Origin of the sequence: Sulfitobacter sp. S223, assembly GCF_025143825.1 — a bacterium.
Taxonomy (GTDB): domain Bacteria; phylum Pseudomonadota; class Alphaproteobacteria; order Rhodobacterales; family Rhodobacteraceae; genus Sulfitobacter.
Window position 1 is genome coordinate 3472635 of record NZ_CP083560.1, and the last position, 25461, is coordinate 3498095.

At 54.8% G+C, this 25461-nt stretch carries 13 protein-coding genes, 3 tRNA genes and 3 rRNA genes; 2 read left to right on the plus strand and 17 right to left on the minus strand.

All coding sequences use genetic code 11. The features are described 5' to 3' along the window. Positions 1–50: 50 nt before the first annotated feature. The 4 genes from K3757_RS16580 to K3757_RS16595 form a co-directional block, all read right to left on the minus strand. Positions 51–1616, minus strand: coding sequence for an acetolactate synthase large subunit (locus K3757_RS16580; protein WP_409202552.1), 1566 nt, complete (start codon positions 1614–1616; stop codon positions 51–53). Further along, complete coding sequence (locus K3757_RS16585) at positions 1613–3175, minus strand: class I adenylate-forming enzyme family protein (RefSeq protein ID WP_259997201.1); 1563 nt, start codon at positions 3173–3175, stop codon at positions 1613–1615. The genes K3757_RS16580 and K3757_RS16585 overlap by 4 nt, the downstream gene beginning before the upstream one ends. A gap of 3 nt (positions 3176–3178) precedes the next feature. Beyond that, positions 3179–5173: a TRAP transporter fused permease subunit gene (locus tag K3757_RS16590; RefSeq protein WP_259997203.1), complete on the minus strand. Its 1995-nt coding sequence runs from the start codon at positions 5171–5173 to the stop codon at positions 3179–3181. A 79-nt stretch (positions 5174–5252) separates the two neighbouring features. After that, the gene (locus tag K3757_RS16595) at positions 5253–6389 is read right to left on the minus strand and encodes a TAXI family TRAP transporter solute-binding subunit (protein ID WP_259997205.1); all 1137 of its coding nucleotides are present in this window, start codon (positions 6387–6389) and stop codon (positions 5253–5255) included. A 257-nt stretch (positions 6390–6646) separates the two neighbouring features. On the opposite strand from K3757_RS16595, the gene mnmH reads away from it, so the two are divergent. Next, positions 6647–7693: a tRNA 2-selenouridine(34) synthase MnmH gene (gene mnmH, locus K3757_RS16600; protein WP_259997208.1), complete on the plus strand. Its 1047-nt coding sequence runs from the start codon at positions 6647–6649 to the stop codon at positions 7691–7693. Here the strand turns inward: mnmH and selD are convergent. The 13 genes from selD to msrP all read right to left on the minus strand — a co-directional run bounded on the left by selD (position 7686) and on the right by msrP (position 23725). Then, a complete protein-coding gene (gene selD / locus K3757_RS16605) occupies positions 7686–9851 on the minus strand; it encodes a selenide, water dikinase SelD (RefSeq protein ID WP_259997211.1) in 2166 nt (721 codons plus the stop codon). The genes mnmH and selD overlap by 8 nt on opposite strands. A gap of 153 nt (positions 9852–10004) precedes the next feature. After that, on the minus strand, positions 10005–10526 hold the full coding sequence (locus K3757_RS16610) for a UGSC family (seleno)protein (RefSeq protein ID WP_259997214.1): 522 nt from the start codon (positions 10524–10526) through the stop codon (positions 10005–10007). Positions 10527–10550: 24 nt separating this feature from the next. After that, positions 10551–12140, minus strand: coding sequence for a peroxiredoxin (locus K3757_RS16615; protein WP_259997216.1), 1590 nt, complete (start codon positions 12138–12140; stop codon positions 10551–10553). A gap of 69 nt (positions 12141–12209) precedes the next feature. Then, positions 12210–12304: transfer RNA gene (locus tag K3757_RS16620), tRNA-Sec, on the minus strand. A 41-nt stretch (positions 12305–12345) separates the two neighbouring features. Beyond that, positions 12346–14211: a selenocysteine-specific translation elongation factor gene (selB, locus tag K3757_RS16625; RefSeq protein WP_259997220.1), complete on the minus strand. Its 1866-nt coding sequence runs from the start codon at positions 14209–14211 to the stop codon at positions 12346–12348. Beyond that, complete coding sequence (selA, locus tag K3757_RS16630) at positions 14208–15599, minus strand: L-seryl-tRNA(Sec) selenium transferase (protein WP_259997223.1); 1392 nt, start codon at positions 15597–15599, stop codon at positions 14208–14210. The genes selB and selA overlap by 4 nt, the downstream gene beginning before the upstream one ends. Before the next feature lie 624 nt (positions 15600–16223). After that, positions 16224–16338 (minus strand): 5S ribosomal RNA (rrf, locus tag K3757_RS16635). A 92-nt stretch (positions 16339–16430) separates the two neighbouring features. Continuing rightward, positions 16431–19267: ribosomal RNA gene (locus K3757_RS16640) — 23S ribosomal RNA — on the minus strand. Positions 19268–19656: 389 nt separating this feature from the next. Beyond that, a tRNA-Ala gene (locus tag K3757_RS16645) sits at positions 19657–19732 on the minus strand. Positions 19733–19752: 20 nt separating this feature from the next. After that, positions 19753–19829: transfer RNA gene (locus K3757_RS16650), tRNA-Ile, on the minus strand. A gap of 155 nt (positions 19830–19984) precedes the next feature. Continuing rightward, positions 19985–21447: ribosomal RNA gene (locus tag K3757_RS16655) — 16S ribosomal RNA — on the minus strand. The 16S, 23S and 5S rRNA genes sit together here with 2 tRNA genes alongside, the layout of an rRNA operon. 667 nt (positions 21448–22114) lie before the next feature. Next, positions 22115–22720 (minus strand): protein-methionine-sulfoxide reductase heme-binding subunit MsrQ, encoded by a 606-nt coding sequence (msrQ, locus tag K3757_RS16660; protein ID WP_259997225.1) that lies wholly within the window; start codon positions 22718–22720, stop codon positions 22115–22117. Positions 22721–22813: 93 nt separating this feature from the next. Beyond that, positions 22814–23725 (minus strand): protein-methionine-sulfoxide reductase catalytic subunit MsrP, encoded by a 912-nt coding sequence (gene msrP, locus K3757_RS16665; RefSeq protein WP_259997227.1) that lies wholly within the window; start codon positions 23723–23725, stop codon positions 22814–22816. 302 nt (positions 23726–24027) lie between these two features. On the opposite strand from msrP, the gene K3757_RS16670 reads away from it, so the two are divergent. After that, positions 24028–25449 carry a calcium-binding protein gene (locus K3757_RS16670; RefSeq protein ID WP_259997229.1) on the plus strand — a complete coding sequence of 474 codons (1422 nt, stop codon included), beginning with the start codon at positions 24028–24030 and terminating at the stop codon, positions 25447–25449. Positions 25450–25461 lie beyond the last annotated feature (12 nt).

Genomic DNA, 25461 nt, shown 5'->3' on the forward strand with positions numbered 1-25461 from the left:
AAGAATTGCGATTAAGCTCTCAGGCAGAAAGCATGCGTAGTAAGCAGTTCTTACAGCGTGATTTCGATCAGGTTGGGACCTGTCCCTGCAAGACCGTCTTCAAGTGCGGCCTCCAGCGCTTCACAGCTATCTACGCACTGTGCGTTTACCCCCATCGAACGCGCCATTTGCACCCAGTCCAGCGCCGGACGGTCAAGGGACAGCATATCAATCGCCTTGGGTCCGGGATTGCCGACACCAACGTTGGTCAATTCTCCACGCAGAATTTTATAGCTTCGGTTGGCGAAGATCAGCACCGTGATATCCAGATTTTCACGTGCCATCGTCCAAAGCGATTGCACCGTATACATCGCCGATCCGTCGCCAGTCATGCACAGGACCTTACGCTCGGGGCAGGCAATGGCAGCGCCGACGGCCGCAGGCATCGCATACCCGATAGAGCCGCCGCAATTGTTGAGCCACGTATGACGTGCAGCACCTTTGGTTGCTGGGGAAAACGCACGGCCCGTTGTTACGGATTCGTCCACCACAATCCCGTCCTGCGGGATTGCACGCGCAATTACCGCAGCAAGTGTATCCAGATCAATTGGACCAGTAGGCCGCTCTGGCAGCGAAGCTTTGACCACATACGCCGGAGCTGTATCGATCGCACCGGCTGCCTCACATAGCGCGACCAGCGCAGCGGTGAGATCGGCGCCTGCATTTGCAAGTGTCAGAATTTCAGCACCTTCGCGCGTCAAAATTGCAGGTTTTCCCGGATAGGCAAAAAATCCAATAGGCGCACGCGCCCCAACCAGAACGATGCGTTTGAATGGCTTCAACACCTCTAGAGCAATATCAATCGGGTAAGGTACGCGCCCGACATAGACCCGGCCTTCCCCGCGCTCCAAGCGCGCGTTGGACCATTCGGACAGAAGTTTGCAGCCGGTTTTGGCGGCAATCCGCCCGGCAACCTCAAGGTTGTTTTCTGTCAGCGCCTCCCCGCCAAGCAGCAGCAATGTCTCTGGTCCGTCCAATGCGCGGCTGGATTGTTCCAACAGGCTTGCATCAAAGGGATCGGGTGAAGGCAGATCAACCGCATCCACAGGTTGGCCGCCCTCATTCCACGCGGTATCGCTTGGCAAGATAAGCGAGGCGATTTGCCCCGGACTAACCATCGCCGCTTGCACTGCGCGAGCAGCATCCGCGCCAACATCTGCCGCCGAGTGCGAGGTATGCACCCAATGTGAAACCGGACGGGCGATACCTTCGATATCCGACGTCAGCGGAGCGTCCAGCGCAATATGTGTTGAGGCATGTTCACCAATGATATTGACCACACCGGAGCCGCCTTTTTTGGCGTTGTGCAGATTGGAAAGACCGTTCGCAAGGCCAGGTCCCAGATGTAGCAGGGTTGAGGCAGGCTTTCGCGCCATGCGGTAATAGCCATCCGCAGCACCGGTTGCCACGCTCTCTTGTAACACAAGAACCGATCGCATTCCGGCAATGTGGTCAAGGGCAGCCACGAAATGCATCTCGGATGTGCCGGGGTTGGTAAAGCAAACGTTTACGTCGTTCGCAAGCAGTGTGTGCACAAGGCTTTCTGCGCCGTTCATCTTGGTATCTGTCACGTTCATTCCTTTTCCCAATACGGCGTGCGGAGATCTTTCTTGAGGATTTTCCCAATGGTGCTGCGCGGAAGGGTTTCACGGATTTCCACCCCCGACAGGCGCTGGCTTTTGCCCAGCGTTGCGTTGGCTCTCTGTACGATATCCTCGCTCGTGCGCACAGTCTCTTCGCGGACAACGACAAGGCCAAGAGGCGTCTCACCCCATGCGTCCGAAGGGACACCGATGACAGCAGCGTCTGTCACGTCCGGGTCCTGCAGCAAGACAAGCTCAAGATCATTGGCATAGATGTTTAGGCCGCCGGAAATTATCATGTCCTTCTTGCGGTCGGACAGAACCAGAAAACCGTCTTCGTCAAATGATCCCATGTCACCAGAGCGAAAATAGACGTTCCCATCCGTATCGCGCCAGATGTAGTCAGCCGTCAGGTCATCGCGGCCATAGTAGCCCGCCATCATGGTTGGACCTCTGCCGCAAATCTCCCCCACCTCACCCTGCGGCACTTCACAACCGGAGCTATCAATCAGACGAATGTCATTTCCAGGGGCAAGCTGACCCACAGTGTGTAGTTTGGTCGGATTTTCATCGGCCACCAGCACGGTGACGCCGCCGCCTTCGGTAAGGCCGTAATACTCGATCAGCTTACCCGGAAAGCGCGCCAACACATCGGCCTTGAGTACCGCGCGCAGGGGCGCAGACGTCGAAAACTTGATCCGCATGGACGATAGGTCAAAGCTGTCAAAATCTGGCACATCCATGATCCGCTTGTACTGGACCGGCACCAGCATCGTGTGGGTGATCGCCTCACGCTCGACAATCTCCAGATACTGCCGCGCGTCAAACTTAGGCATCAAGTGCACAGTAGAGCCGCCAAAAAGCGTAGGCAGGAAAGCGACGATTGTGGTGTTGGAATACAGGGGCGTCGAAATCAGCGTCCGCGCATTATCATCATAGCCATTGGGCGAAACACGATCCATCTGCGCCGCTCGCATGAGGTGATTGTGCAAGATGCCCTTGGGGGTGCCTGTGGTGCCGGATGAATAGATCAGGTTGAAAGCATCCGACATCTCAAGCGCAATCATCGGATCATCTGATCCGGCCTGCGCAAGCGCGGCTTCGTAATCAGTAAAGTCCGGGTGTGTGAAATCTATGGCAAAGCGTTCCAGCGGTAGCTTTGTCACAAAACCTGCAACCAAATCTAGATACTGCTGCGCCACGAATATGGCTTTGGCGTCGCAATCGACCAGCATCTTTTGCAGGGCATCCGGCGACGCCATCGAAGACAACGGCGTGACGCAAAGACCTGCGCGCAAAATGCCCATGAAAAGCTCTGCATAGGGAATAGAATTCGCCGAGATGACAGCGATGTTGTCACCCTTGGTCAGCCCCATAGCCAAAAGCATGTTGCTCACACGGTTGATGCGCGCATCGAACGCACCCCACGTCACGCGCTCTGCGCCGCAGACCAATGCAAGAGAGTCTGGATGGGCCTTGGCGTTGGCGCGCACCCTTTCAACTATCGTTTCGGTCGGCGCATTGTCCGCCATCGGAGGTGTTATCTCAATCATGGCTCAAGCTACTCTCGGATCAACAGCATTGGCACGCCGCGCCAGAATTATGGGCACTACACACAGGGCTGCCCCAACTGCGAAGGAAGCCGCATAGCCAAGCGGTACCAAAGCATTCTGCGGCATCGCAATCAACACACCGCCAAAGAACAGCAAAACACGCAACGGCTTGCCCAGTGCTCCTTCAAGCGGACCTACAAGGCTGATGTAACCTTGTAGGGCGGACGAAATCAGCGCCACCCCGACTAAGGCAGAGGACAAGGCAATCACGACCTCCCATGCAGGAGCCTGCCCGATGAGTGCCGGGTTCAGAACAAAGAAGAACGGTGCAATATAGATCACGCCGCCCAGCCGCATCGCTTCGAAGCCCGTGGCAATCGGATTTGACCCCGCCATGGTCGAGGCTGCGAACGCGCCCAGCGCAACAGGTGGTGTGATAAAGCTGACCATGCCCCAATAGAGAATAAAAAGGTGCACCGCGAGTGTGTTTAGGCCACCAGCCTCAAGCGCCGGGGCAAGAACAACGGCAAGGAAGATGTAGCAAGCTGTTACAGTCATCCCCATGCCAAAGATAAAGGCCGTCAGCGCGCCCATCAACAACAAGACCAGCGTGTTGTCACCAGCCATAAACACAAGCTCGTTCACCAACGTTCCTGCCAACCCCGTGGCCGAAAATGATCCAACAATCAGACCAACGCCAAGCAAAATGGCCGTAAGCTCTGCCAGCCCCATGCCGACGCCAACAATCATATTACCCAGACGCTGCTTGTTAAGACGAAAGCGCGCACGGAATTGGTTGACCACCAGCAGCAATGCGGTGGCGTAGAAAGGCGCGGAGGATTCCTGCCGCAGGCCGATCATCATATAAAGCAACAGGGCAAAGACGAAGATGTAAGGCCACCCTTCAATCATCACCTCGCGCAAACGTGGCAGATCGGGCTTGGGCAGACCGCGCAGGCCACGTTTGGCCGAATAGGCGTCAATGCCCGTAAACAGCCCCCAATAGAACAGGATGCTGGGGATGGCGGCGGCCAAGGCAATCTCGACATATGGGCGCGACAGGAACGAGGCCATGATAAATGCCGTGGCCCCCATAATGGGCGGCATCAGCACGCCACCGGTCGAAGCGCATGCCTCGGTCGCGGCGGCAGTCTTGGCTGAGAAGCCGGTTTTGCGCATTGCCGGTATTGATACAGCGCCCGTGGTCAACACGTTCGAGATAACTGAACCGGACATCGACCCCATGAAACCGCTGGCAAAGATCGACACTTTTGCGGCACCGCCGCGGTATCCTCCGACAAGGCCCAGCGCCAGATCGTTAAAGAACTGTCCACCACCGGTCCGCTGCAGCACCGCACCAAAAAGAATAAAGCCGATCACAACGCCGCCAAACGCTTTCATCGGGATGCCGAAAGAGCTTTCGGCCGAGAAAATATGATAAGGGACCGTCTGCATGAATGTGCTCTCGAAGCCCGAGAACGGATCCGGCACATGGCCGGCAAAGGTAGGGTAGAATGCAAAGAAAGTGACAATACAGAACAACACAAACCCGCCCGCGCGACGCGTCGCCTCTAGCACCAGTACAAAGAACACCACAGAGACATACTGCCCCGTCAAAGGTGCCGCGTATTCCCAGCCTTGCGACAGGTTCAGCTGCGCAGTTTGCGCTAGATAGACCGTGCAGGCCAAAGCGATCGCGAACAGCGCCCAGTCCAGCAAGGAAGGCACGCCACCTTTTCCGCCACGCATTTGGAAAATCAGAAAACTAAGCGCGAGGTACATTCCACCAAGGACATATAGATAGCGCCCTTCTATCAGAACGATCCCCATCAGCTGAAGATTGAACAGCTGGTTGATGACCAGCACAAGCGACAACAGCGTGCCGATGATAACAACCCATCGGGCTGTGCCCGCCAACCGCTCTGACGGGGTTTCCCCGTCGATGGCAACCTGTTCGAACCCCTTTGCGTCAGCGGGGGCATTGTTCTGATCGGTCATTGAATCATCCGTATCTGCAAAGGAACAAGACAGATCGGCCAGCTAGAAAAAGCTGGCCGATCCAATCACGTGACGAAGCTTAGAAAGTTACAGGGAAACCGCCTGCTTTCAGTGCTTCCCGGCGCGCTTCAGCCCAAGCTGCTTCCCAGTCGTCGGGGTTGGCTGCTTTGGTTTCTTCCCACGCCGCAGCAAGAGCCGCCTGACGTGCTACCAGATTGTCGTTATGCGCCTGAGCTGTATCGTTCCAGGCACCTACTTCGGTAAAGTAGCGGATCGCACCTTCATGGTAGGGAACAACCCATTCCATGTTTTGCTTGTCGAGCGCCCAACCACCAATACCGGGTGAATTGCCGTCATACTTCGGGAACAGCTCAACCATCGCTTTGGTCATGTTGTATACAAGATCGGCCTCAGTGGCCTCCATCGCTGTCAAAACAGGATAGGCATAACCAGCGCCTTGATAGCCATCCGTGCCATCAATGGTGGCACCGACGACTGCTTTGTTCGGGCTAAAGAACGGCGCAATGGCCTGCATCGCGGCAAGGCCGTCAGCGTTCTCGGGATCAATTGGTGGCCAGAACAGACCACGCGGACCGGCTTCAGCCTCATAGGCTTTGCCAGAGTTGGTGGAGGCAAATGCCGCATCGACCTGACCTTCGATCAGACCCGTCCAGCTGGCACCAAAGCCACCGAAGTCCACCCGTTCGACATCGTCCCACGTCAGACCACCATAAGCCAGATAGGCTTCGGTGTTTACGTTCAGTGCTGGTGCACCGACGATATAGGCTACGCGTTTGCCCTTCAGGTCGGCAAATTCCTTGATACCCAGATCACCGGCTACGCCGACTGCAAGGTTAATCGCCCCGCCATTGTTGGCCATCAGGACACGGATAGGCTGCGGGCCCCAGTTCTGGGCACCAAAGTCGAATACACCTTCTTGGGCCATAAAGCTGCCACCAACGCCGGTCGCTGAAAACTGGACGCGACCCTGACGCAGTGGCTCTGTACGCGACACATCGTTTTTGCCCGGTAACACGCGCAGGTTCACACCTGTCGCATCCTGCAAGGCCGCGCCGATGGCTACGGCTTGGTTATAACCGGCTGATCCGGTGTCATAGGCAGTCCAGTTAAGCTGCTTTGGCAGCTCAATGTCCTGAGCAGTCGCCATAGTGGCTGACAGGCTCAATGCTGCAAATGTTGAAGCAATGTATTTCATTTCTCTCTCCCTAGGTTCCGACGTCTTGTCGCTCAAACGGCGGCTTATCGGTGATGGCGGTCGCTTCACTTCTTGAAACACTGTTCCGCTCTGTGGAATACGATATGAATCTTCATTTGGAAGTGTCAACCAATTCCCGCATTCACCTTCCGAGTTTGCCCAGCGCCGGAAACTGAAAAAGCGTCTGGCATCCCTTTGTCCTAGACCTTGCGGGTGTGATCACTAGAACAGGGTAATGCTGTTGCACGGAGCCCCGCATGATCCGCCAGTCACTTACGTCTATTTCCTCGATCGCTGCGATTGGTGCAGATATGATTATCGATGTGCGTTCGCCATCTGAGTTCGCGGAAGACCATATTCCCGGTGCGGTAAACCTGCCGGTACTGTCAGATGCAGAACGGGCAGAGGTCGGCACGATATACGTCCAAGATAGCGCGTTTCGCGCACGCAAGGTTGGGGCCGCTTTGGTAGCCGCCAATGCCGCGCAGCATCTGCAGGGCGAACTTGCGGAGATGAAGGGAGACTGGCAGCCGCTGGTCTATTGCTGGCGCGGCGGCCAGCGATCAGGCGCTTTTGCGACAATTCTTGATCAGGTTGGTTGGCGTGTGCATTTTCTTGAAGGTGGATATCGCAGCTATCGCAGACACGTGAGCGCGGCGCTTTACAATGCGCCATTGCAACACCGGATCATGTTGCTTGATGGTGGGACCGGCACGGCCAAGACAGCGCTGCTCCAGCACCTAAACGATGTCGGCGCCCAGACCCTTGATCTTGAGGGGTTGGCCGCGCATCGTGGCTCGTTATTTGGTGCCACCACAATAGATCAACCTTCGCAGAAGATGTTCGAATCCCGGCTGGCATCCTCCCTGGAGGCGTTGGATCCTGCGCGACTAACTTGGGTAGAGGGCGAGAGCAGCAAGATCGGTGCACGAATTATCCCGCCTGCGCTTTGGGAATCGATGCGCGCAGCACCCCGCATTGAAATTAGCGCCCCTTTGTCCGCGCGTGCGGCATTTCTTGCTAAAGCCTATTCAGATTTGACGGATAATGCGACAGCGCTGATCCGCAAGATTGAGCATTTGCGCGCCTACCATTCATCCGCAACCATCGGAGAATGGCAAATGCTGGCCCGCAGTGGCGATTGGCAGACACTGGCCGAACAGCTGATGTCGCAACATTATGATCCGCGCTACCTCAAGTCACAGGCGCGCGCAGAGCAAAAGCCGCACCTGCTTAGCTTGAAAGATTTGGACACAGACACTTTGGCCGAAACCGCCCGAGACTTGCACGCGCGGTTCAACTGACGTGTATCGGCCCCGAACCTGCTGACAATTTACCGATGATGACGGCCTCAACCCCTGCGGCACGCAAAGCTTCCATGGCTTTTTCCGCCGCATCGGGTGACAGAGCCGCAAGCAATCCGCCTGCTGTTTGAGGGTCATGCAGCAGCGGGTCATCAATCCCCGTTGTGGGCGCATCCGCGATATTCGCCGCCAGCAACGAAGACCTAATCCCCTGATCTGAAAGCGTGCGGGCACCGGCATAGACGGGAATCTTGTCACGCGTCACATCTGCGCGCAGACGTGACGCTGCGCAGATTGCCTGAATATGACCAGCAAGGCCAAATCCGGTCACATCGGTCATGGCATGAGCATCCCGCAGAATAGCAGCCGCGGCCTGCTGTGGTTGCTCCATCGCCGAAAGCACGTCGGCGACGATCCGAGCAGGGGCTTTTCCAGCCATATACGCAGCAAGAATAACGCCAGTCCCGATAGGACGCGTGAGCAGCAGCATGTCTCCCGCCTGTGCGCCCGAAACTGTGATTGGCATATCGTCCCGCAGGCCTGTCACCGTGAAGCCGATCGTCAGCTCTGCGCCCATTGTCGTATGGCCGCCAATAATATTTGCGCCCGCCTCTGCAAAAACGTCCTGTGCCGCATCGTTAATCTCGCGCAAGGTGCGCGCCTGCAAGGCGGCCGACATGCGCGGCAACACAAGAGTGGACAAAGCCGCCTGCGGCGTTGCCCCCATCGCCCAGATATCCCCCAAGGCATGCACTGCCGCGATGCGGGTCATCTGCACAGGATCGTCGATAAAGGCGCGCAAATGATCAGTGCTCAGCACCTGATATCCCCCGCACGACTGGCGCAGGATAGCAGCATCGTCGCCCGGACCAGCGACGACATCCGCCTGCGACGTCCCCTGTCCTGCGCTAATTACCTGTGAAAGAACACCGCCGCCAACCTTGGCGCCACACCCACCACAAAGCGGAATAACCTGCGCATCTTCTTGCACACCCTTGGCCACCACAGACGGAAGCGCAGGTACCTTCATCACAGGCAATTCATCCAGTTTGTCCATGAATGCCCGATCAATACGATCTTTCCACTGCCACAGAAGAGGTGCTGCAGGCGCCAAACCGTATTTCTCTGCCATGGCAGATTTGCCGCCCAGCGAAATAAGCTTGAGATATGATTTTTGCGGGCGGAATGACCGAAGCTTACCTTCGGTCAGAACACCACGTAGGTTTTTATACAGGATAGGCGCGGCGCGCACCGCAAAAACACCTGCCTTGGGACGCGGGGCGAATGGCATATGCGCACAGTCACCTACAGCGAAAAGGTCAGTATCCCCTTTCACCCGTAGATCGGGCTCTACCACGATAAAGCCGTCTTCGAGCGTTAGGTCCGTCTGCGCGATCCAATGGTGCGGGAAAGCACCTGCCGCCCCAACGCATAGCGCCGCAGCCACTGGTGCATGCCCTTCCAGTATAACTTGGCCGCTTTCGATCTGCGTAACTTTTGCATTTGGCAGAAACGTAATTCCCAACCCTTGCATCGCATTAGAAAGCTTGCGCCGCGCCCTTGGACCAACACCAGATATTGTCGGTCCGGCTTCAATCACGGTAACTTCGGGTTTCGCCCCTTTTTCGCGCAGCGCAAAGGCCATTGCCATCGCCAATTCACATCCCGCGACCCCGCCTCCGATCACGGCAACCGTCGCCGCCTTATCGCTCCCCCCTACAGCGTCAAGGAAAGTCCGCCATGCGCTGGCGTAAACATCAAGTGGCTTAGCCCCAACTGCGTGCTCCGAAAAACCCTCAATACCCATGCGGGCAGTGATACCAATATCGATCGAGGCCACGTCATAGGCCACCGGCCCCCGCCCTTCGACGTGGATCAGCTTGGCCTTTCGATCGATCGCGGTTGCATGGCTGAGGATCAGGCGAGCGCCAGCAAAGCGGGCAAGACGCATCAGATCAATCTCCAGCGTATCGCGGCTGTAATGCCCTGCGATGTGGCCGGGCAACATACCGGTATAGGGCGCTGTCGGACCGGGATTGATCAATGTCAGTCTTGCCCCGGGCAACGGGTTCATCCCCCATTTACGCAGCACCAGCGCGTGGGCATGACCGCCGCCAACAAACACCAGATCACGGGTAAAAGGTACAGAGTTGAGCATGGGGGCAAAGCATCCTTGAGCGGGGCATATCAGTTACGCCCCTTCCTGCCCTGATCGGGTGGCAACATCCAAACACGATGCAACACCTTTCAGCGAGGCAGTAAAGCCGCAGCAAGGTTCTGCCCCACGGCCAAACGCGTGGGGCAGAATCAGTTAATTCTGAGTTAGCGCCGCGATGATCTGCTCATAGGCCTGTGCGGCCTTCACGCGCATTTCATCATCTGTTGCATCCTGAATCGGATGCGGCACCAACACATAATGCGCGCCGTTCATGCCAAGCGCACGGCGCTGGCTTTCGGCGGCATCGCCAAACTCGCTTGACGCGATAGAGACTGCCGGAATCCCCTGGGTTTCAAACCAGACATTGTCGTGCATACTGCACGTCGTGCAGGATCCTCAGTCGGCCAGTGCTTCTACCACATAGTCGCAGGCGTCCCGTATCTCGTGACGCAGTGCGTCCGGACACGGCTTGGCGAACGTAGGTTTAGCATAGCGGCGGATGGCCACATCGGGCGCTTTTTGCGCCAACAAACGCTCCAGCTCATCCAACATAACGTTTCCGCGTGGCTTGCTGATATCCAGAAAACCCACGACACCCGAAAGGCTGCCGCTGCGTTTACTTACCTGACGTTCAACCGGCACACGTTCATCTGTGGGGTCGAGAATTATTGTCATTCGGTCCTCCTCTGTAAGGGCAACTTAGCCCAGGTCGATCTTTTTGGAAACTGATTGTGAGCCGACGGCCCCTGTCGCCCAACCATGGAAGGCGGAAGAAAATTTACCCGCGTCAGAGCCAGCCACGACTACATGGATGAATTCTTTTCCTGCGAACTTCGGAACGGAACGCGCCATGGCATCCGGGCCCATCGCCTCTGCCGCCGCGGCGGATATTCCCGCGCCAGAGTTTTCATCCATCAACATCTCAGTCAGCGGTCGCGTTGTTACATTTTGGATCTGGTCGCGCAGGCGGTCTTTGGAAAAGTCCCCCTCCCGCGTCAGCGTATCAATGTGTTCGGGACACACCACCAATAATGCATCTACAGGCAGATTGCGCATCTTTGGCAGGAAAACCCCTTCAAGACCTAGCCCAAGCGAACCTGCAATCTGGTCCGGCGCGCGTGAAGTCTGATCCACGATATGCACCGGCCCCCCTGTCATCGCAAAAACCGTGACCACCGAATCTTCTGGATCGAATCCGCGCTCAACGTGCAGCGGCGCCCAGGGGGAGCGTTCCTCCCACTCAGCAAAACACATCGTGAATTTCATCGGATTTCCAAGCGTCGACCGCTCAACACCGCCAGTACTGGCCCCGCCGACATTGCGCACCACCAGGCGCAGCGCCCTGCCGATCGTGGCGTTGGCGCGGTTGCCGGCCCCAAGCGCACCAAGCTTCATGTTCATGCCGATCTTGTGACGTATCGGCCCGTTGATGATCATGACCGGAGCGGCCCCCATAGTCGTGGCGGTAACGCCGTGGATGTTGAATTCGTCCGTGCAGACGGCCTCAACTGCGGCGATCACCACTGGCAGATATTCTGGCTTACAACCCGCCATGACAGCGTTGATCGCAATCTTTTCAACCGTAGCTATGCCCATATTCGGCGGGACCGAAGCGATGACTTCCTGCGGATCGCGGTGGGTGCCAGATAACATGCGCAGCACCCGCTCAGGCGTCGGGGGCACCAACGGCAGCCCGTCAGAGAAACCCTGATCGAACATGAACTCGGCAACATCATCGCTTGGTGCGACCTCGATCTTGCGGGCGCGAATAGGGCTGCCGTCTGCCTCTGCGCGCAGCTTGTCATAGACACTTGGATCAAGATGTTTCGAGCCGCAGCCCGGACGCCAGGCCGGAAGGCTTTCCCAATCAATTTGTGCGGCGGGCAAGCCTGCCGTTGTGCTCATTTCTGCTGCCAACGCTTCCCAATCGCTACGCACAAACCCTTCGAACTGTGATTGTACGGTGCCCGCTGCATCAATCCAGAAAACTGACGGGACGCTTTCGATGTCCCACTCAAATGCAGCCTTGCAGGAGCGATCATCAAGTAGCGGCATGGTCAGGTCATGACGTTCTGCAAAGACGGTATTGGCCTCACCGGACTGAGAAATCAGCAGTACATCCATTTTATCACCGAATGCTTTGTGCAAGGCCTCCAGAACCGGAGCTGCGGTGTTGCACGTCTCGCAATCCTCTTTCACAAAACACACAACGCTTGCCTTATCTCGCGGGTAATCGTGTGAATTCCCCGCCAAATCTTTCAGCGAAAACTGCGGCTGCGTAGTGCTCATGTAGATCCTCCCCGATGTCAGACATACTTTGCAGAGTGTATTGCCCTAATGTCCAGCCTTCTTGAAAGGTGGCGGAGGCGGATGGGAATCGAACCCACCACACGCTTTTCAAGCGCGTCCATGGTTTTGAAGACCAGGGAAGCCACCAGACTCCAGTCACCTCCGCATAACCACCTGTCTAGCAAGGCCGCGCAGGAGGGGGAACCTAAATAGCATCCACAAACTGGCGCCTATCATCAACGCGCAACGTCGCACCTGTGCTGTCAAAGTATTCCAATACTGGCACAATAATTTTTCGACTGGTGCCAAGGGCGGCGCGGGCTTGCGAGGTGGTAAATCCAGTCGGCGCAGGAAACGCCGCCCTAAGATTCCGTTCGGCGTTGCAGAGAGCTTCAGCATGAAACACGATCGTTTGCTTCAAAGCGACATTGGGCAAAGCGATCAGCCGCCCCGTATCTGCCAAAAAGCCCATCAGATCGGAGCTGAACTGATCCGTTGGTGGCTGCGTCGAAGCCAGCGCAGATTGACGATAGGTTTCCTCGATGCTTGCAAGTTGCTGACGCTGACCGGAAGACAGCGTAGCCTCAGGGTCATGGCTTATTAAGGCAACCTTATTGCCCGACACACGAAGAATACCGTTTTCGCAAAGCTGCGCCTCAACATGCGCCTGAACCAAAGGGGAAACGCCTGCGGACTGAATTACCGCATGGGGCGCCAGCAACTTTAACGGATACATTTTGTGATAAGAAGTGAGCGCCGCAACAATACGTTCTTTGTTCGTCTCAAGATGAGGATTGAGCGCGGTGTGTGTTTGGTCAATGGTCACGAACTCAGAACCCAGATCGACACCTTCGGGCCTACGCGACAACCGTGCGATATCTTGAAGGCTAGCAACACCACGTCCCGCATGGGTCAACGCGGTAGCTATTCGTTCGGGGTTACGATCTGTGACTGCCTGCAAAAGCCCGGTTCGCATCTTGTCACCTCCACGTGCAGGCGTTGCCTGAGGGTCTAGAATCTGCGCGCCACCAATCGTGTCGGACGGCGAAAGCTGCCTTAGCACAGCACGTTGACCCGAATAACCGAACACCGGTTGCTTGAACCTGAGCTGGGCAAATCCCTTTTGTCCCGGTTCGATCCTCCCTGCCCCGAACAGCCGGACCTGTGCCACCTCGCTGGATGTGCCGAATAGAACCCGCATTTCCTGCATGTGTTTGAGCGGCTGATCTACAGAGGACAGCAACTCCACCTCAACGTCGAAGCATTCCGTTGGCGCGCCGAACCCGTTGGCACATAGCACTGCTCCACGTGGCACTTCGGAAATTGATACACCACGCAAATTCACCGCGACCCGCTCTGCCACGTGCGCAGTTTTGCGCACATCCCCCCGACTGTGCAAACCGCGCACGGTTACAGAATGGCCAAACGGTTGGATCACGGCTTCAGCCCCTGTCGTGATATTTCCGCCTAACAAGGTGCCCGTCACAATTGTCCCCTGCCCCTTAAGAGAGAACACACGATCAATTGGCAGCATCATTTCTTGCGGACGCTGTTCACCTGACGGCTCAACTAAAAGCGCATCAATGGCAGCATTCAAATCATCCAAGCCGTCACCGCTCAAAGCTGAGCATTGAATCATAGGAGCAGAACCAAATGGGGTTTGGGATAACGCTGCCCGCAATTCATCAAGCCGCGCAGAGCCAATGGATGGATCAATCAAATCCATCTTGGTCACAGCAATGACCCCACGTTGCAAACCCAGTAGTGCTGCAATTTCCAAGTGCTCAAAGGTCTGAGCGCCGATGCCTTCTGACGCCGACACAACGATCAGCGCGGCATCAGCACCGGATGCACCACCAACCATCGCCGGAATAAAATCCTCATGTCCCGGCGCATCAATAAAATCTACCATGCCGCCATCGTAAAGACGGTGGGCGTAGCCTGGCAAAATAGACAGACCTCGGGCCTTCTCTTCGGGTAGTCTATCGGTCGCGATCCCCGTTATGGCGTGGACCAGAGTGGTTTTACCATGGTCCACGTGGCCAATTACGACAACGCAGCAGGTCTTCATCCGTTAGCAATCCGCGTAACTGCCCGAGCAATCACGTCAATCTCGTCATCGTTGACCGTACGCATATCAAACAGAACACGATCCCGTTCGATCCGCGCAATAATCGGCGGCTTATTTTGTCGCAAAGCCGCGCAAAGCGCATCGGGTGAATGTTTATCTGACCGTATCGACACGCTAAAGCTATGGAGATCCCGTTCTGGCAAAGCACCAGCGCCGACACGGGCGATGCTTGGCGTCACTTCAAGCTGCAGACTTTCCAGATTGGACAACTCTTTTCCCAGTCTGGTGGCGCGGGCTTCAACACTTTCGATTTCGTCGGCCAGCATCCGCAATACGGGGATTTCTTTGACCGGATCGTGTGGCGCGCTGTACAGCCGAAGCGTTGCCTCCAACGCCGCGAGTGACAGCTTGTCCACCCTTACAGCCCGCATCAAAGGATGCGATTTCAACTTTGCGATGATCTCGCGCTTTCCAGCGATAATGCCTGCCTGCGGTCCACCCAGGAGTTTATCCCCAGAGAACATAACCACGTCGACACCTGCTTTTAGAATATCGGAGACAACGGGTTCTTCGCCCATGCCATACGGTGACAGGTCGATCAGAACTCCACTGCCAAGGTCCTCCATAAGGATAACACCGCGTTCCTGAGCCAACTTTGCAAGGTTGCCGCGTTCAGGCGCAGAAGTGAAACCAATTATCTTGAAGTTACTGGTGTGACTTTTCAATAAAACCGCAGTTGTTTCATCGATAGCGGCCTCGTAATCGCTCAGGCGCGTCTTATTTGTTGTACCAACCTCGTGCAGGACGGCGCCGCTTTGTACTATCACGTCAGGCAAACGGTACGCTCCGCCGATCTCAATCAGTTCACCACGAGAGGCAACCACGCTCCTGCCGGTAGCCGTGACCATAAGACCCAGCAATACTGCTGCTGCACAGTTATTCACAACAACTGCCGCCTCGGCACCTGTCAATTCACAGATCAATGCCTCTACATGAGTATGGCGCGATCCCCGCTTTCCACTTTCCAGATCGAATTCCAGATTGGATGCCCCTTCGCTAGCCCCCCTAAGCGCCGCGACAGCCTGACGGGCCAACGGTGCTCTCCCTAAATTCGTGTGAATAATAACACCTGTTGCGTTTATAACCGGCAAGAGTGACGGCGAACGCGCATTTTCGATATCTGCCGCCACTAAAGATGCGAAGTCGGCGCCCTCAAAATCAGGCAACGCAACAGTGCTGTCCGCTAATATTTCATGGCGGAGCTGTTCAATAGCCTTCCGCAGGGCGGACACCACCTCAGGACGGCTAAAGCGTTCGGCCAGAGTTTTAATTTCAGAAAAAGACAAAACCGTTTCGATTTGTGGCAGGTTTCTAAGAGCTTTGTTCACTTATGTTTCCATTCGGTTGCGCGGTTATCGTGCCGACAAGAAAAGGAACGGCATCACTTCAAAATATGGAAGTCCCTGCCTGACGAACAAAGCAAATTCCGACAGCATCCACAATGCCCATAGCTTGTCGTTCAGCATAACCAACGGCCTCGCAGGATCATGCTGGATAGAGCGAAGATAAATTACCGGGACATTCTACAGCTGTGGAACTTGCAGAGATTAAGCTTCGCCTGACCAGTAGATCGCTTCATCCTCAATAGCTGAACTGTTAGCGCGGACCGCTTAATGGACTCCATAGGCCTCCGTTTCCCATTGGCCACAGGTAAAGTCTGAGCCTTAACTGGACGGTTTTGGATATGCTCGCTGTTGGGTCCCAGATTGTTGCCAGATCATTCGATCATCGCGGCTCAGATCCAACGCTGCCACTCGGTTCAGTTTTAGGAGGACTGAGATCATGATCAGAAGCTATCTGAACTTAATCAGGCAGTTTTTCCGAGGCTCTCATAGAATGACTACCTTGGATGTCACTTCAAGTTCCAAACAAGCGAAAGCCCCGGCGGGATGAACCATCGGGGCTTTTTTGTAGCATTGTAATGAGAGATACTCACTATCTGGACTTGTTAGGTTTGGCGATGACCTACTCTCCCACGCCTTAAGACGCAGTACCATTGGCGCAGTAGCACTTAACTGCCGGGTTCGGGATGGGACCGGGTGTTTTGCTTACGCTATGATCACCAAACCAAACAAATTCAGATAGTGTCCAAGTCAGTACAACTGATGTGTGTGTATGCTTTTGATTGTCTAGAAACAGAAGTCTATCTGTTACTGGATCAAATCAAGCCTATCGAGCCATTAGTACCAGTCAACTGAACGTGTTACCACGCTTACATCTCTGGCCTATCGACGAGGTAGTCTACCTCGGCTCTCAGGGATACCTTGTTTTGAGGGGGGCTTCCCGCTTAGATGCCTTCAGCGGTTATCCTGTCCGATCATAGCTACTCTGCACTGCGGCTGGCGCCACAACAGATCCACCAGTGGATCGTTCACCCCGGTCCTCTCGTACTAGGGGCAACTCCTCTCAAGTATCCTACACCCACGGAAGATAGGGACCGAACTGTCTCACGACGTTCTAAACCCAGCTCACGTACCTCTTTAAACGGCGAACAGCCGTACCCTTGGGACCTGCTCCAGCCCCAGGATGAGATGAGCCGACATCGAGGTGCCAAACACTGCCGTCGATATGGACTCTTGGGCAGTATCAGCCTGTTATCCCCGGCGTACCTTTTATCCGTTGAGCGATGGCCCTCCCACTTGGGACCACCGGATCACTATGGCCGTCTTTCGACTCTGCTCGACTTGTCAGTCTCGCAGTCAGGCTGGCTTCTGCCATTGCACTCAACGAGCGATTTCCGACCGCTCTGAGCCAACCTTCGCGCGCCTCCGTTACGATTTAGGAGGCGACCGCCCCAGTCAAACTACCCACCACACAGGGTCCCGGATCCGGATAACGGACCGCGGTTAGACATCAAGCAGAACAAGGGTGGTATCTCAAGGGAGGCTCCACAGGGACTGGCGTCCCTGCTTCAAAGCCCACCACCTATCCTGCACATGTTCGGCCTAATGCCAGTGTGAAGTTGTAGTAAAGGTGCACGGGGTCTTTCCGTCTAACCGCGGGTAACCGGCATCTTGACCGGTAATTCAATTTCGCTGAGTCTATGTTGGAGACAGCGGGGAAGTCGTTACGCCATTCGTGCAGGTCGGAACTTACCCGACAAGGAATTTCGCTACCTTAGGACCGTTATAGTTACGGCCGCCGTTTACCTGGGCTTCAATTCAGAGCTCTCACCCCTCCTTTTAACCTTCAGGCACCGGGCAGGCGTCAGACCCTATACGTCGTCTTACGACTTCGCAGAGCCCTGTGTTTTTAATAAACAGTCGCCACCCCCTGGTTTGTGCCCCCAGCCTCTAGTTGCCTAGAAACCGGGCCTCCTTCTCGCGAACTTACGGAGGTATTTTGCCGAGTTCCTTCAACATAGTTCTCTCAAGCGCCTTGGTATTCTCTACCTATCCACCTGTGTCGGTTTAGGGTACGATCTAGCGATGGAGCTATTTCCAGGAACCACTCAGCAGCCCATTCAATCCGATAAGGATGAACTACCTCTGTGATCCGTCACTTCCATCTGGCCCAGGAATATTAACCTGGTTCCCATCGACTACGCCTTTCGGCCTCGCCTTAGGGGTCGGCTTACCCTGCTCAGATTAGCTTTAAGCAGGAACCCTTGGATTTTCGGCGAGAGTGTCTCTCACACTCTTTGTCGCTACTCATGTCATCATTCTCACTAGTGATCTCTCCACGGGATCCCTCACAGGCCCGCTTCACAGAAAGCTCCTTGTGTCCAATTCCACCCGAAGGAGGATAAGGACACATGGAACTATGTCACACTACGCTCTGCTACCATGCAATAAATGCATCCTAAGCTTCGGCTCATGGCTTGAGCCCCGTTACATCTTCGCCGCAGGACAACTTATTTAGACCAGTGAGCTGTTACGCTATCTTTAAAGGATGGCTGCTTCTAAGCCAACCTCCTGGTTGTTTTGGTCGTCCCACCTGCTTTCCCACTTAGCCATGAATTAGGGGCCTTAGCTGTAGGTCAGGGTTGTTTCCCTCTTCACGACGGACGTTAGCATTCGCCGTGTGTCTGCCGACTAGTACTCCTCGGTATTCGGAGTTTGGTTAGGATCAGTAAGCCTGTGGGGCCCCATTACCCATCCAGTGCTCTACCCCCGAGGGTATTCGGTCGACGCTCTACCTAAATAGATTTCGCAGAGAACCAGCTATCTCCGAGTTTGATTGGCCTTTCACCCCTAGGCACAGCTCATCCCGATCCTTTTCAACGGATGTGGGTTCGGTCCTCCAGTAAGTGTTACCTTACCTTCAACCTGGCCATGCCTAGATCACTCGGTTTCGGGTCTGATCCCTCAAACTCATTCGCCCTATTAAGACTCGCTTTCGCTGCGCCTACACCTAACGGCTTAAGCTTGCTTGAGAGACCAAGTCGATGACCCATTATACAAAAGGTACGCTGTCAGGCCGCAAGGGCCCTCCAACTGATTGTAGGCGTTCGGTTTCAGGTACTGTTTCACTCCCCTCGTCGGGGTGCTTTTCACCTTTCCCTCACGGTACTGGTTCACTATCGGTCAGTAAGGAGTACTTAGCCTTCGAAGGTGGTCCTCCGATCTTCAGACAGAATTTCACGTGTTCCGCCCTACTTAATACGTCCAATCATGCTTCTTATACGGGACTATCACCCACTCTGGTTGCGCATTCCAACGCATTCTAACCACAATCATGGCTCGGCTGGTCCCCGTTCGCTCGCCGCTACTAGGGGAGTATCATATTGATTTCCTTTCCTCCGGGTACTTAGATGTTTCAGTTCCCCGGGTTTGCTTTTCTAAACCTATGTATTCAGTCTAGAAATACCTGTTTTACCTCATTATTGAGAGCCACCGAAGTGGCAACAATAACAAAGTATCAGGTGGGTTGCCCCATTCAGAAATCCATGGATCACGGCCTATTCTCGGCTCCCCATGGCTTATCGCAGAGTATCACGTCTTTCATCGCCTCTTACTGCCAAGGCATTCACCAAACGCCCTTTTCGCGCTTGATTTGATCCAGAAAGAGAAAGACTTGCGTCTCTCGTGGATAACAGAAGCTGGTAAGAAACTGTCATCCCTGTTTCCAGATCAAAAGCATACATAACTGTTGCAGACCCGTGCAGGGCTGCAACTTTTCGAGTGGCCTTACGACCACTCCGGTTAGTGTACTTGACTTGGACAACACTGTCGCTTTCAGCAGGCAGACATCTGGGGGACCGAGGAAACAGTCCATGCAAATGCTCGCGTCACCCTTGCGGGATCAGCACCCACTGAGATCATCGCCACACTCGGCGCGACCATACAGTGCTGTAATTTGTATCTCTCTTTACGATGTTAATTCGTCTGTAGAACAGACGTCCAAGAAGTCTGATGACTGCTTGAAGATGTGTTCTACGTGTAATGGTGGAGCCTAGGAGGATCGAACTCCTGACCTCCTGAATGCAAATCAGGCGCTCTCCCAGCTGAGCTAAGGCCCCATCAGTCCCTTACGGGATCATGGTGGGTCGAGGAGGACTTGAACCTCCGACCTCACGCTTATCAGGCGTGCGCTCTAACCACCTGAGCTACCGACCCATACGAGCGGTAGCTCGTGTTCTGTTTCTGAAGAGATATGAGGACGGCTCGGTCCGAAGAACATCCTAAGATGTTCCAAATATGGACAGCTTTGTTTGCTGTCCTGCTAAGTGTTTCACGAGCTAGGCAAGCCTAGTTACTAGAAACATCCTTAGAAAGGAGGTGATCCAGCCGCAGGTTCCCCTACGGCTACCTTGTTACGACTTCACCCCAGTCGCTGATCCTACCGTGGTCCGCTGCCTCCCTTACGGGTTGGCGCACGGCCGTCGGGTAGAACCAACTCCCATGGTGTGACGGGCGGTGTGTACAAGGCCCGGGAACGTATTCACCGCGTCATGCTGTTACGCGATTACTAGCGATTCCGACTTCATGGGGTCGAGTTGCAGACCCCAATCCGAACTGAGACAGCTTTTTGGGATTAACCCATTGTCACTGCCATTGTAGCACGTGTGTAGCCCAACCCGTAAGGGCCATGAGGACTTGACGTCATCCACACCTTCCTCCCGCTTATCACGGGCAGTTTCTTTAGAGTGCCCAACTAAATGATGGCAACTAAAGATGTGGGTTGCGCTCGTTGCCGGACTTAACCGAACATCTCACGACACGAGCTGACGACAGCCATGCAGCACCTGTCACTGCGTCACCGAAGTGAACGCCCGATCTCTCGGGTTAGCACAGGATGTCAAGGGTTGGTAAGGTTCTGCGCGTTGCTTCGAATTAAACCACATGCTCCACCGCTTGTGCGGGCCCCCGTCAATTCCTTTGAGTTTTAATCTTGCGACCGTACTCCCCAGGCGGAATGCTTAATCCGTTAGGTGTGTCACCGAACAGTATACTGCCCGACGACTGGCATTCATCGTTTACGGTGTGGACTACCAGGGTATCTAATCCTGTTTGCTCCCCACACTTTCGTACCTCAGCGTCAGTATCGAGCCAGTGAGCCGCCTTCGCCACTGGTGTTCCTCCGAATATCTACGAATTTCACCTCTACACTCGGAATTCCACTCACCTCTCTCGAACTCAAGACCAGGAGTTTAAGAGGCAGTTCCAGGGTTGAGCCCTGGGATTTCACCCCTTACTTTCTGATCCGCCTACGTACGCTTTACGCCCAGTAATTCCGAACAACGCTAACCCCCTCCGTATTACCGCGGCTGCTGGCACGGAGTTAGCCGGGGTTTCTTTACCAGGTACTGTCATTATCATCCCTGGCGAAAGTGCTTTACGACCCTAAGGCCTTCATCACACACGCGGCATGGCTAGATCAGGCTTGCGCCCATTGTCTAAGATTCCCCACTGCTGCCTCCCGTAGGAGTCTGGGCCGTGTCTCAGTCCCAGTGTTGCTGATCATCCTCTAAAACCAGCTATAGATCGTAGACTTGGTAGGCCATTACCCCACCAACTATCTAATCTAACGCGGGCCAATCCTTTACCGATAAATCTTTCCCCCGAAGGGCACATACGGTATTACTCTCAGTTTCCCGAGGCTATTCCGTAGTAAAGGGTATGTTCCCACGCGTTACTAACCCGTCCGCCGCTCGCCCCGAAGGGTGCGCTCGACTTGCATGTGTTAGGCCTGCCGCCAGCGTTCGTTCTGAGCCAGGATCAAACTCTCAAGTTGAAATGATCTTACGATCATATCCTTGACGTCGAACCTCTGCACATCGTCCTGCACTACTTACTGAATAGTACAGGCGTTTTTCTCCGTTTGATGTACTAAAGATTACCAAAGTAATCGAAAGTCCGTCAAACAGTGAAGCTGACACTCTATCATCGACCGAAGCCTAAGAGCGCGATATACAGACGTTGATCCATCGAAATAGACCAAACCGCCCACATATCTCTTCAGATATTCAATTTTCAAATAACGTAGAGACAAATATCAACCGGATGCGCCATATCTTATTGGCGCGCCCGCCCGTCAGTACCTCTGATTTTCTTCCTTCGCTTCCTTCCCTCCGCGTCTCCGCTTCGTTCCGTCCGCTGCCCCGTAGCTCATTGCTGCGCTTCGGTAAGGGGGGTTCTAGGGTTTGTTCACCAAACCCGCAAGCGCTTTTTTCACAGAAAGCCCACTTTTTTCAAAATTCCCGATTTTTAAGGATTTTCAATAGCTTAGGTTGCGATGATTGCGCGAACAGTTGCTTGAGCGCAGGTTTGTTGCGCGGACCATACGTAAGCTTGAGTGGCTCTTTTTGCGGCATACCGAGTTATCCACAGGGTTACCCACAATCTCAGTCATTTTCAGCTCCAAGTCAGGGCGAATCCGTGGGAATCGGGGAATCAAAAACCTACGAACGGGTTCTTTTGACGACTCGCAAAGCCAACAGCGCCAGAATCGCCGCCATATAGAGAAGTGGCTTCAGCTGAAGGCCTTTGACGAGCCATATGTAGTGGATGCCCCCCAACAGGACTGCGACATAAGTAAGCTTATGCAGTTTGCGCCATGTCGATGCTCCTAGTTTGCGCACTGACAGGTTGTTTGAGGTGACAGCCAGCGGCAGCAGCGTGACGAAGCCAGCCATACCAATAGTAATGTAAGGACGCTTCCAGATATCGGCCCACATCTGTTGTCCAAGCAGGCTCATATCCAGAACCACCCATACGGCTAGATGCAGCACGACATATATAAAAGCGAGCAGTCCTAAAGCGCGACGGAACCGAAGCAGGTTCAAGCCGAGGTATTGCCGAAGAGGTGTGATGCAAAGACCAGCGATCAAGAGCTGCAAAGCGATCTGGCCCAACTCGTGCTCCAAGGGTTTGATCGGCTCACGACCCAAGCCACCCGTTTGCGCAAGATAAAGCAGCCAAGGGACCGGTAGAAGACATAGTATATAGAGGAGCCAAACTGGCACACGGCGTAGAGCGCCGTTCAGGTAGGTGATCACCGCAGTCATAAGACGTCCTCCGGCCAGCGACCAAGGCACCGCTTTGCGAAAAGCAGTCCGGAACTCTGAAAATTCCGCGCCCGGCCCCTGACCTCTTACTCGTTAAAAATTGGCCCGCATGTCCATACCGGCGTAAAGCGGCGAAACTTCTTCTTCATAACCATTCAGCATCAGGGTTGGGATCCGCTTTGAAAACAGACCGCCACCAATCACCCGCTCGCTCGCCTGGCTCCAGCGAGGATGGTTCACCTCCGGGTTCACATTACTATAGAAGCCGTACTCTCGGGCGTTTGCCTTGTTCCAACTTGTCGGAGGCTGGGTATCGGTCAGGGTGATCCGCACAATAGACTTGATGGACTTGTAACCATACTTCCACGGAACAACCAATCGCAGCGGCGCGCCATTCTGGTTAGGGATGTCTTTGCCGTAAATTCCTGTGGCCATCATGGTCAGCGGGTGCATGGCCTCATCCAGCCTCAGGCCCTCTACATACGGCCAGTCAAGAACTGGAAAGGCCACGCCAGGCATTTCATCCGGACGCAACGCAGTTTCAAAGGCGACATATTTGGCGCCAGTCTGGACACCGGCCATACTAAGCAGATCGGCCAGCTCGAACCCGTTCCACGGCACCACCATTGACCACGCCTCTACACAGCGGAACCGATAGATGCGCTCCTCAATCGTCATGGCCTTCATGATGTCTTCGAAAGCGTAATTCCCCGGACGATCCACCAGCCCGTCAATCTGTACGCTCCACGGCTGGGTCGTCAGCGTTCCGGCATAACGGGCGGGATCATCCTTCCCCGTGCCGAACTCATAGTAGTTATTGTACTGGGTGATATCTTCATAGCTGTTCGCCGTAAGGCTCTCGCCCGCGGCAAGCCCTGCTCCGGCTCCGATCCCCGCAAGGCCAAGCCCTGCCGCTGCGCCGCCCATAAGCTGCCGCCGGTTCAGGAATGCCGCCTCGTCCGTCACTTGGTGATCTTTAAGCGTGTTCTTCCAGCGCATGGCCATGGGGTCTCTCCTATATTGCTGACGTATAGGTAGTGGCCGCGTGCCACATGACCAAATTCTTTTGCCCCACATTTCAGTCTGCACACTCTATTGTCAGTAGCCCGAAGCGTCAGGCAAAGCCTTTGATTCGCCCCTACCCAACTGAAATTATGGCTCTTTCTGGAAAAGTGAGGGGGAAATATCGCGAATTTTTCGCAATTTAGCCTGAATGTGAAACTAGCCAGCTTCTGCGCAGTCCGACCAAACATTCTGACGGTAGGCAAACCAGCGCATTTCGGAAACTTAAAACGGGCATAATATAGATGGCTATTATTAACGAAGGCGTCGATGCGACGCATAATGCAGGCATGGGCTCATACCGCGTCCTCGTGGACGATACATTCAACGGCACTTTGGGCGGACCGGACACAACCGATGGCGTCAACCTTGAAGGGCTGACCATCGGCGAGACTTATACAGTGAGTCTGACCGTCGCGGACATAGCCAGCTACACTGAAATCTACCTGATGGATCAGTTCAACTATTCCGCTGCTGCCTTCAGCATAGAAAACAGCGTTGTTTCCGGTGACGCCCAGAACTTTGGTACCGCGTCGACGTCTGCTGCCGTGATTGATGGCAACACGATCTCTTTCGAATTTACCGCTATCGGTCGCACCAGCTTCTCACTGCGCGTTGCTGGCCAGGGTTCGGCCCAAACCTATTCAATTAACGCGACCGAATATGTGGCACCTCCGGCGATCACCGAAGGCGCTGATTTCTATATCGGGACGGATGGGAATGACAATGTCGCCCTGCTGGGTGGTGACGATACGTTTGACGGCGGCGCAGGCAATGACACTGTTGATGGCGGCACCGGCAATGACACGCTGACAGGTGGTGCCGACAACGATGTCTTTTATATCGGCACAGCTGAAGGCGCGGATGAGATCACTGACTTCACCATCGGCGAAGACAAAATTGATCTGACATCACAAGACATTCATGGCATCAACGCGATCGAAGACCTTGCGATGACGGATACTCCCGAAGGCGTGGTTATCGACTTCCTTGGTCAGGACCAGCTTACATTGGCCGGCGTCACAGCCGCAGAGCTCGGAAACGAGGACTTCATCCTGTTGGATAGAGTCTTTGTTGGCGCTGCAGGCAATGACAAGGCAAACGGGAAGTCCGGTGTAGACATCATGACTGGCAATGCCGGTGATGACCAACTGGACGGCAAAGCCGGAAACGATCAGCTGTACGGCGATGACGGCAAAGACAAACTGACTGGCGGAGCCGGCGACGACACCCTTATGGGCGGCAATGACAACGATTTGCTGGAAGGCGGCTTGGGCAATGACAGCATGAACGGCGGCAGCAAAAACGACCGCCTGCATGGCGGTGACGGAGCCGACATGCTGATCGGCGAACATGGCAATGACAAGCTCTATGGCGATTCAGGCGAAGATATCCTGAATGGCGGTATCGGCAAGGACGAGCTGACAGGCGGTACTGGCGCCGACGTCTTTGTCTTCGAGAACGGCGCGCATCGCGACACCATCACCGATTTCGAGGATGGCGCAGACATGCTCGACTTTACCAACTATGTCGGCGTGCAAGACATTGCGGACCTGTCGATTGTCCAAAGCGGCGCCCATACGTTGATTGTCGCCAATGGCCCTGATTTGGTCACCCTGCTCAACACCGACATGGCCCTTATCGACGCGACAGACTTTATCTTCTGATATCGTTGAGCG

Bases quoted from the DNA above. Each gene is read 5' to 3' on its own strand.
- K3757_RS16580 (WP_409202552.1), bottom strand. From the start codon at position 1,616: ATGAACGTGACAGATACCAAGATGAACGGCGCAGAAAGCCTTGTGCAC.
- K3757_RS16585 (WP_259997201.1), bottom strand. From the start codon at position 3,175: ATGATTGAGATAACACCTCCGATGGCGGACAATGCGCCGACCGAAACG.
- K3757_RS16590 (WP_259997203.1), bottom strand. From the start codon at position 5,173: ATGACCGATCAGAACAATGCCCCCGCTGACGCAAAGGGGTTCGAACAG.
- K3757_RS16595 (WP_259997205.1), bottom strand. From the start codon at position 6,389: ATGAAATACATTGCTTCAACATTTGCAGCATTGAGCCTGTCAGCCACT.
- mnmH (WP_259997208.1), top strand. From the start codon at position 6,647: ATGATCCGCCAGTCACTTACGTCTATTTCCTCGATCGCTGCGATTGGT.
- selD (WP_259997211.1), bottom strand. From the start codon at position 9,851: ATGCTCAACTCTGTACCTTTTACCCGTGATCTGGTGTTTGTTGGCGGC.
- K3757_RS16615 (WP_259997216.1), bottom strand. From the start codon at position 12,140: ATGAGCACTACGCAGCCGCAGTTTTCGCTGAAAGATTTGGCGGGGAAT.
- selB (WP_259997220.1), bottom strand. From the start codon at position 14,211: ATGAAGACCTGCTGCGTTGTCGTAATTGGCCACGTGGACCATGGTAAA.
- msrQ (WP_259997225.1), bottom strand. From the start codon at position 22,720: ATGACTGCGGTGATCACCTACCTGAACGGCGCTCTACGCCGTGTGCCA.
- msrP (WP_259997227.1), bottom strand. From the start codon at position 23,725: ATGGCCATGCGCTGGAAGAACACGCTTAAAGATCACCAAGTGACGGAC.
- K3757_RS16670 (WP_259997229.1), top strand. From the start codon at position 24,028: ATGGCTATTATTAACGAAGGCGTCGATGCGACGCATAATGCAGGCATG.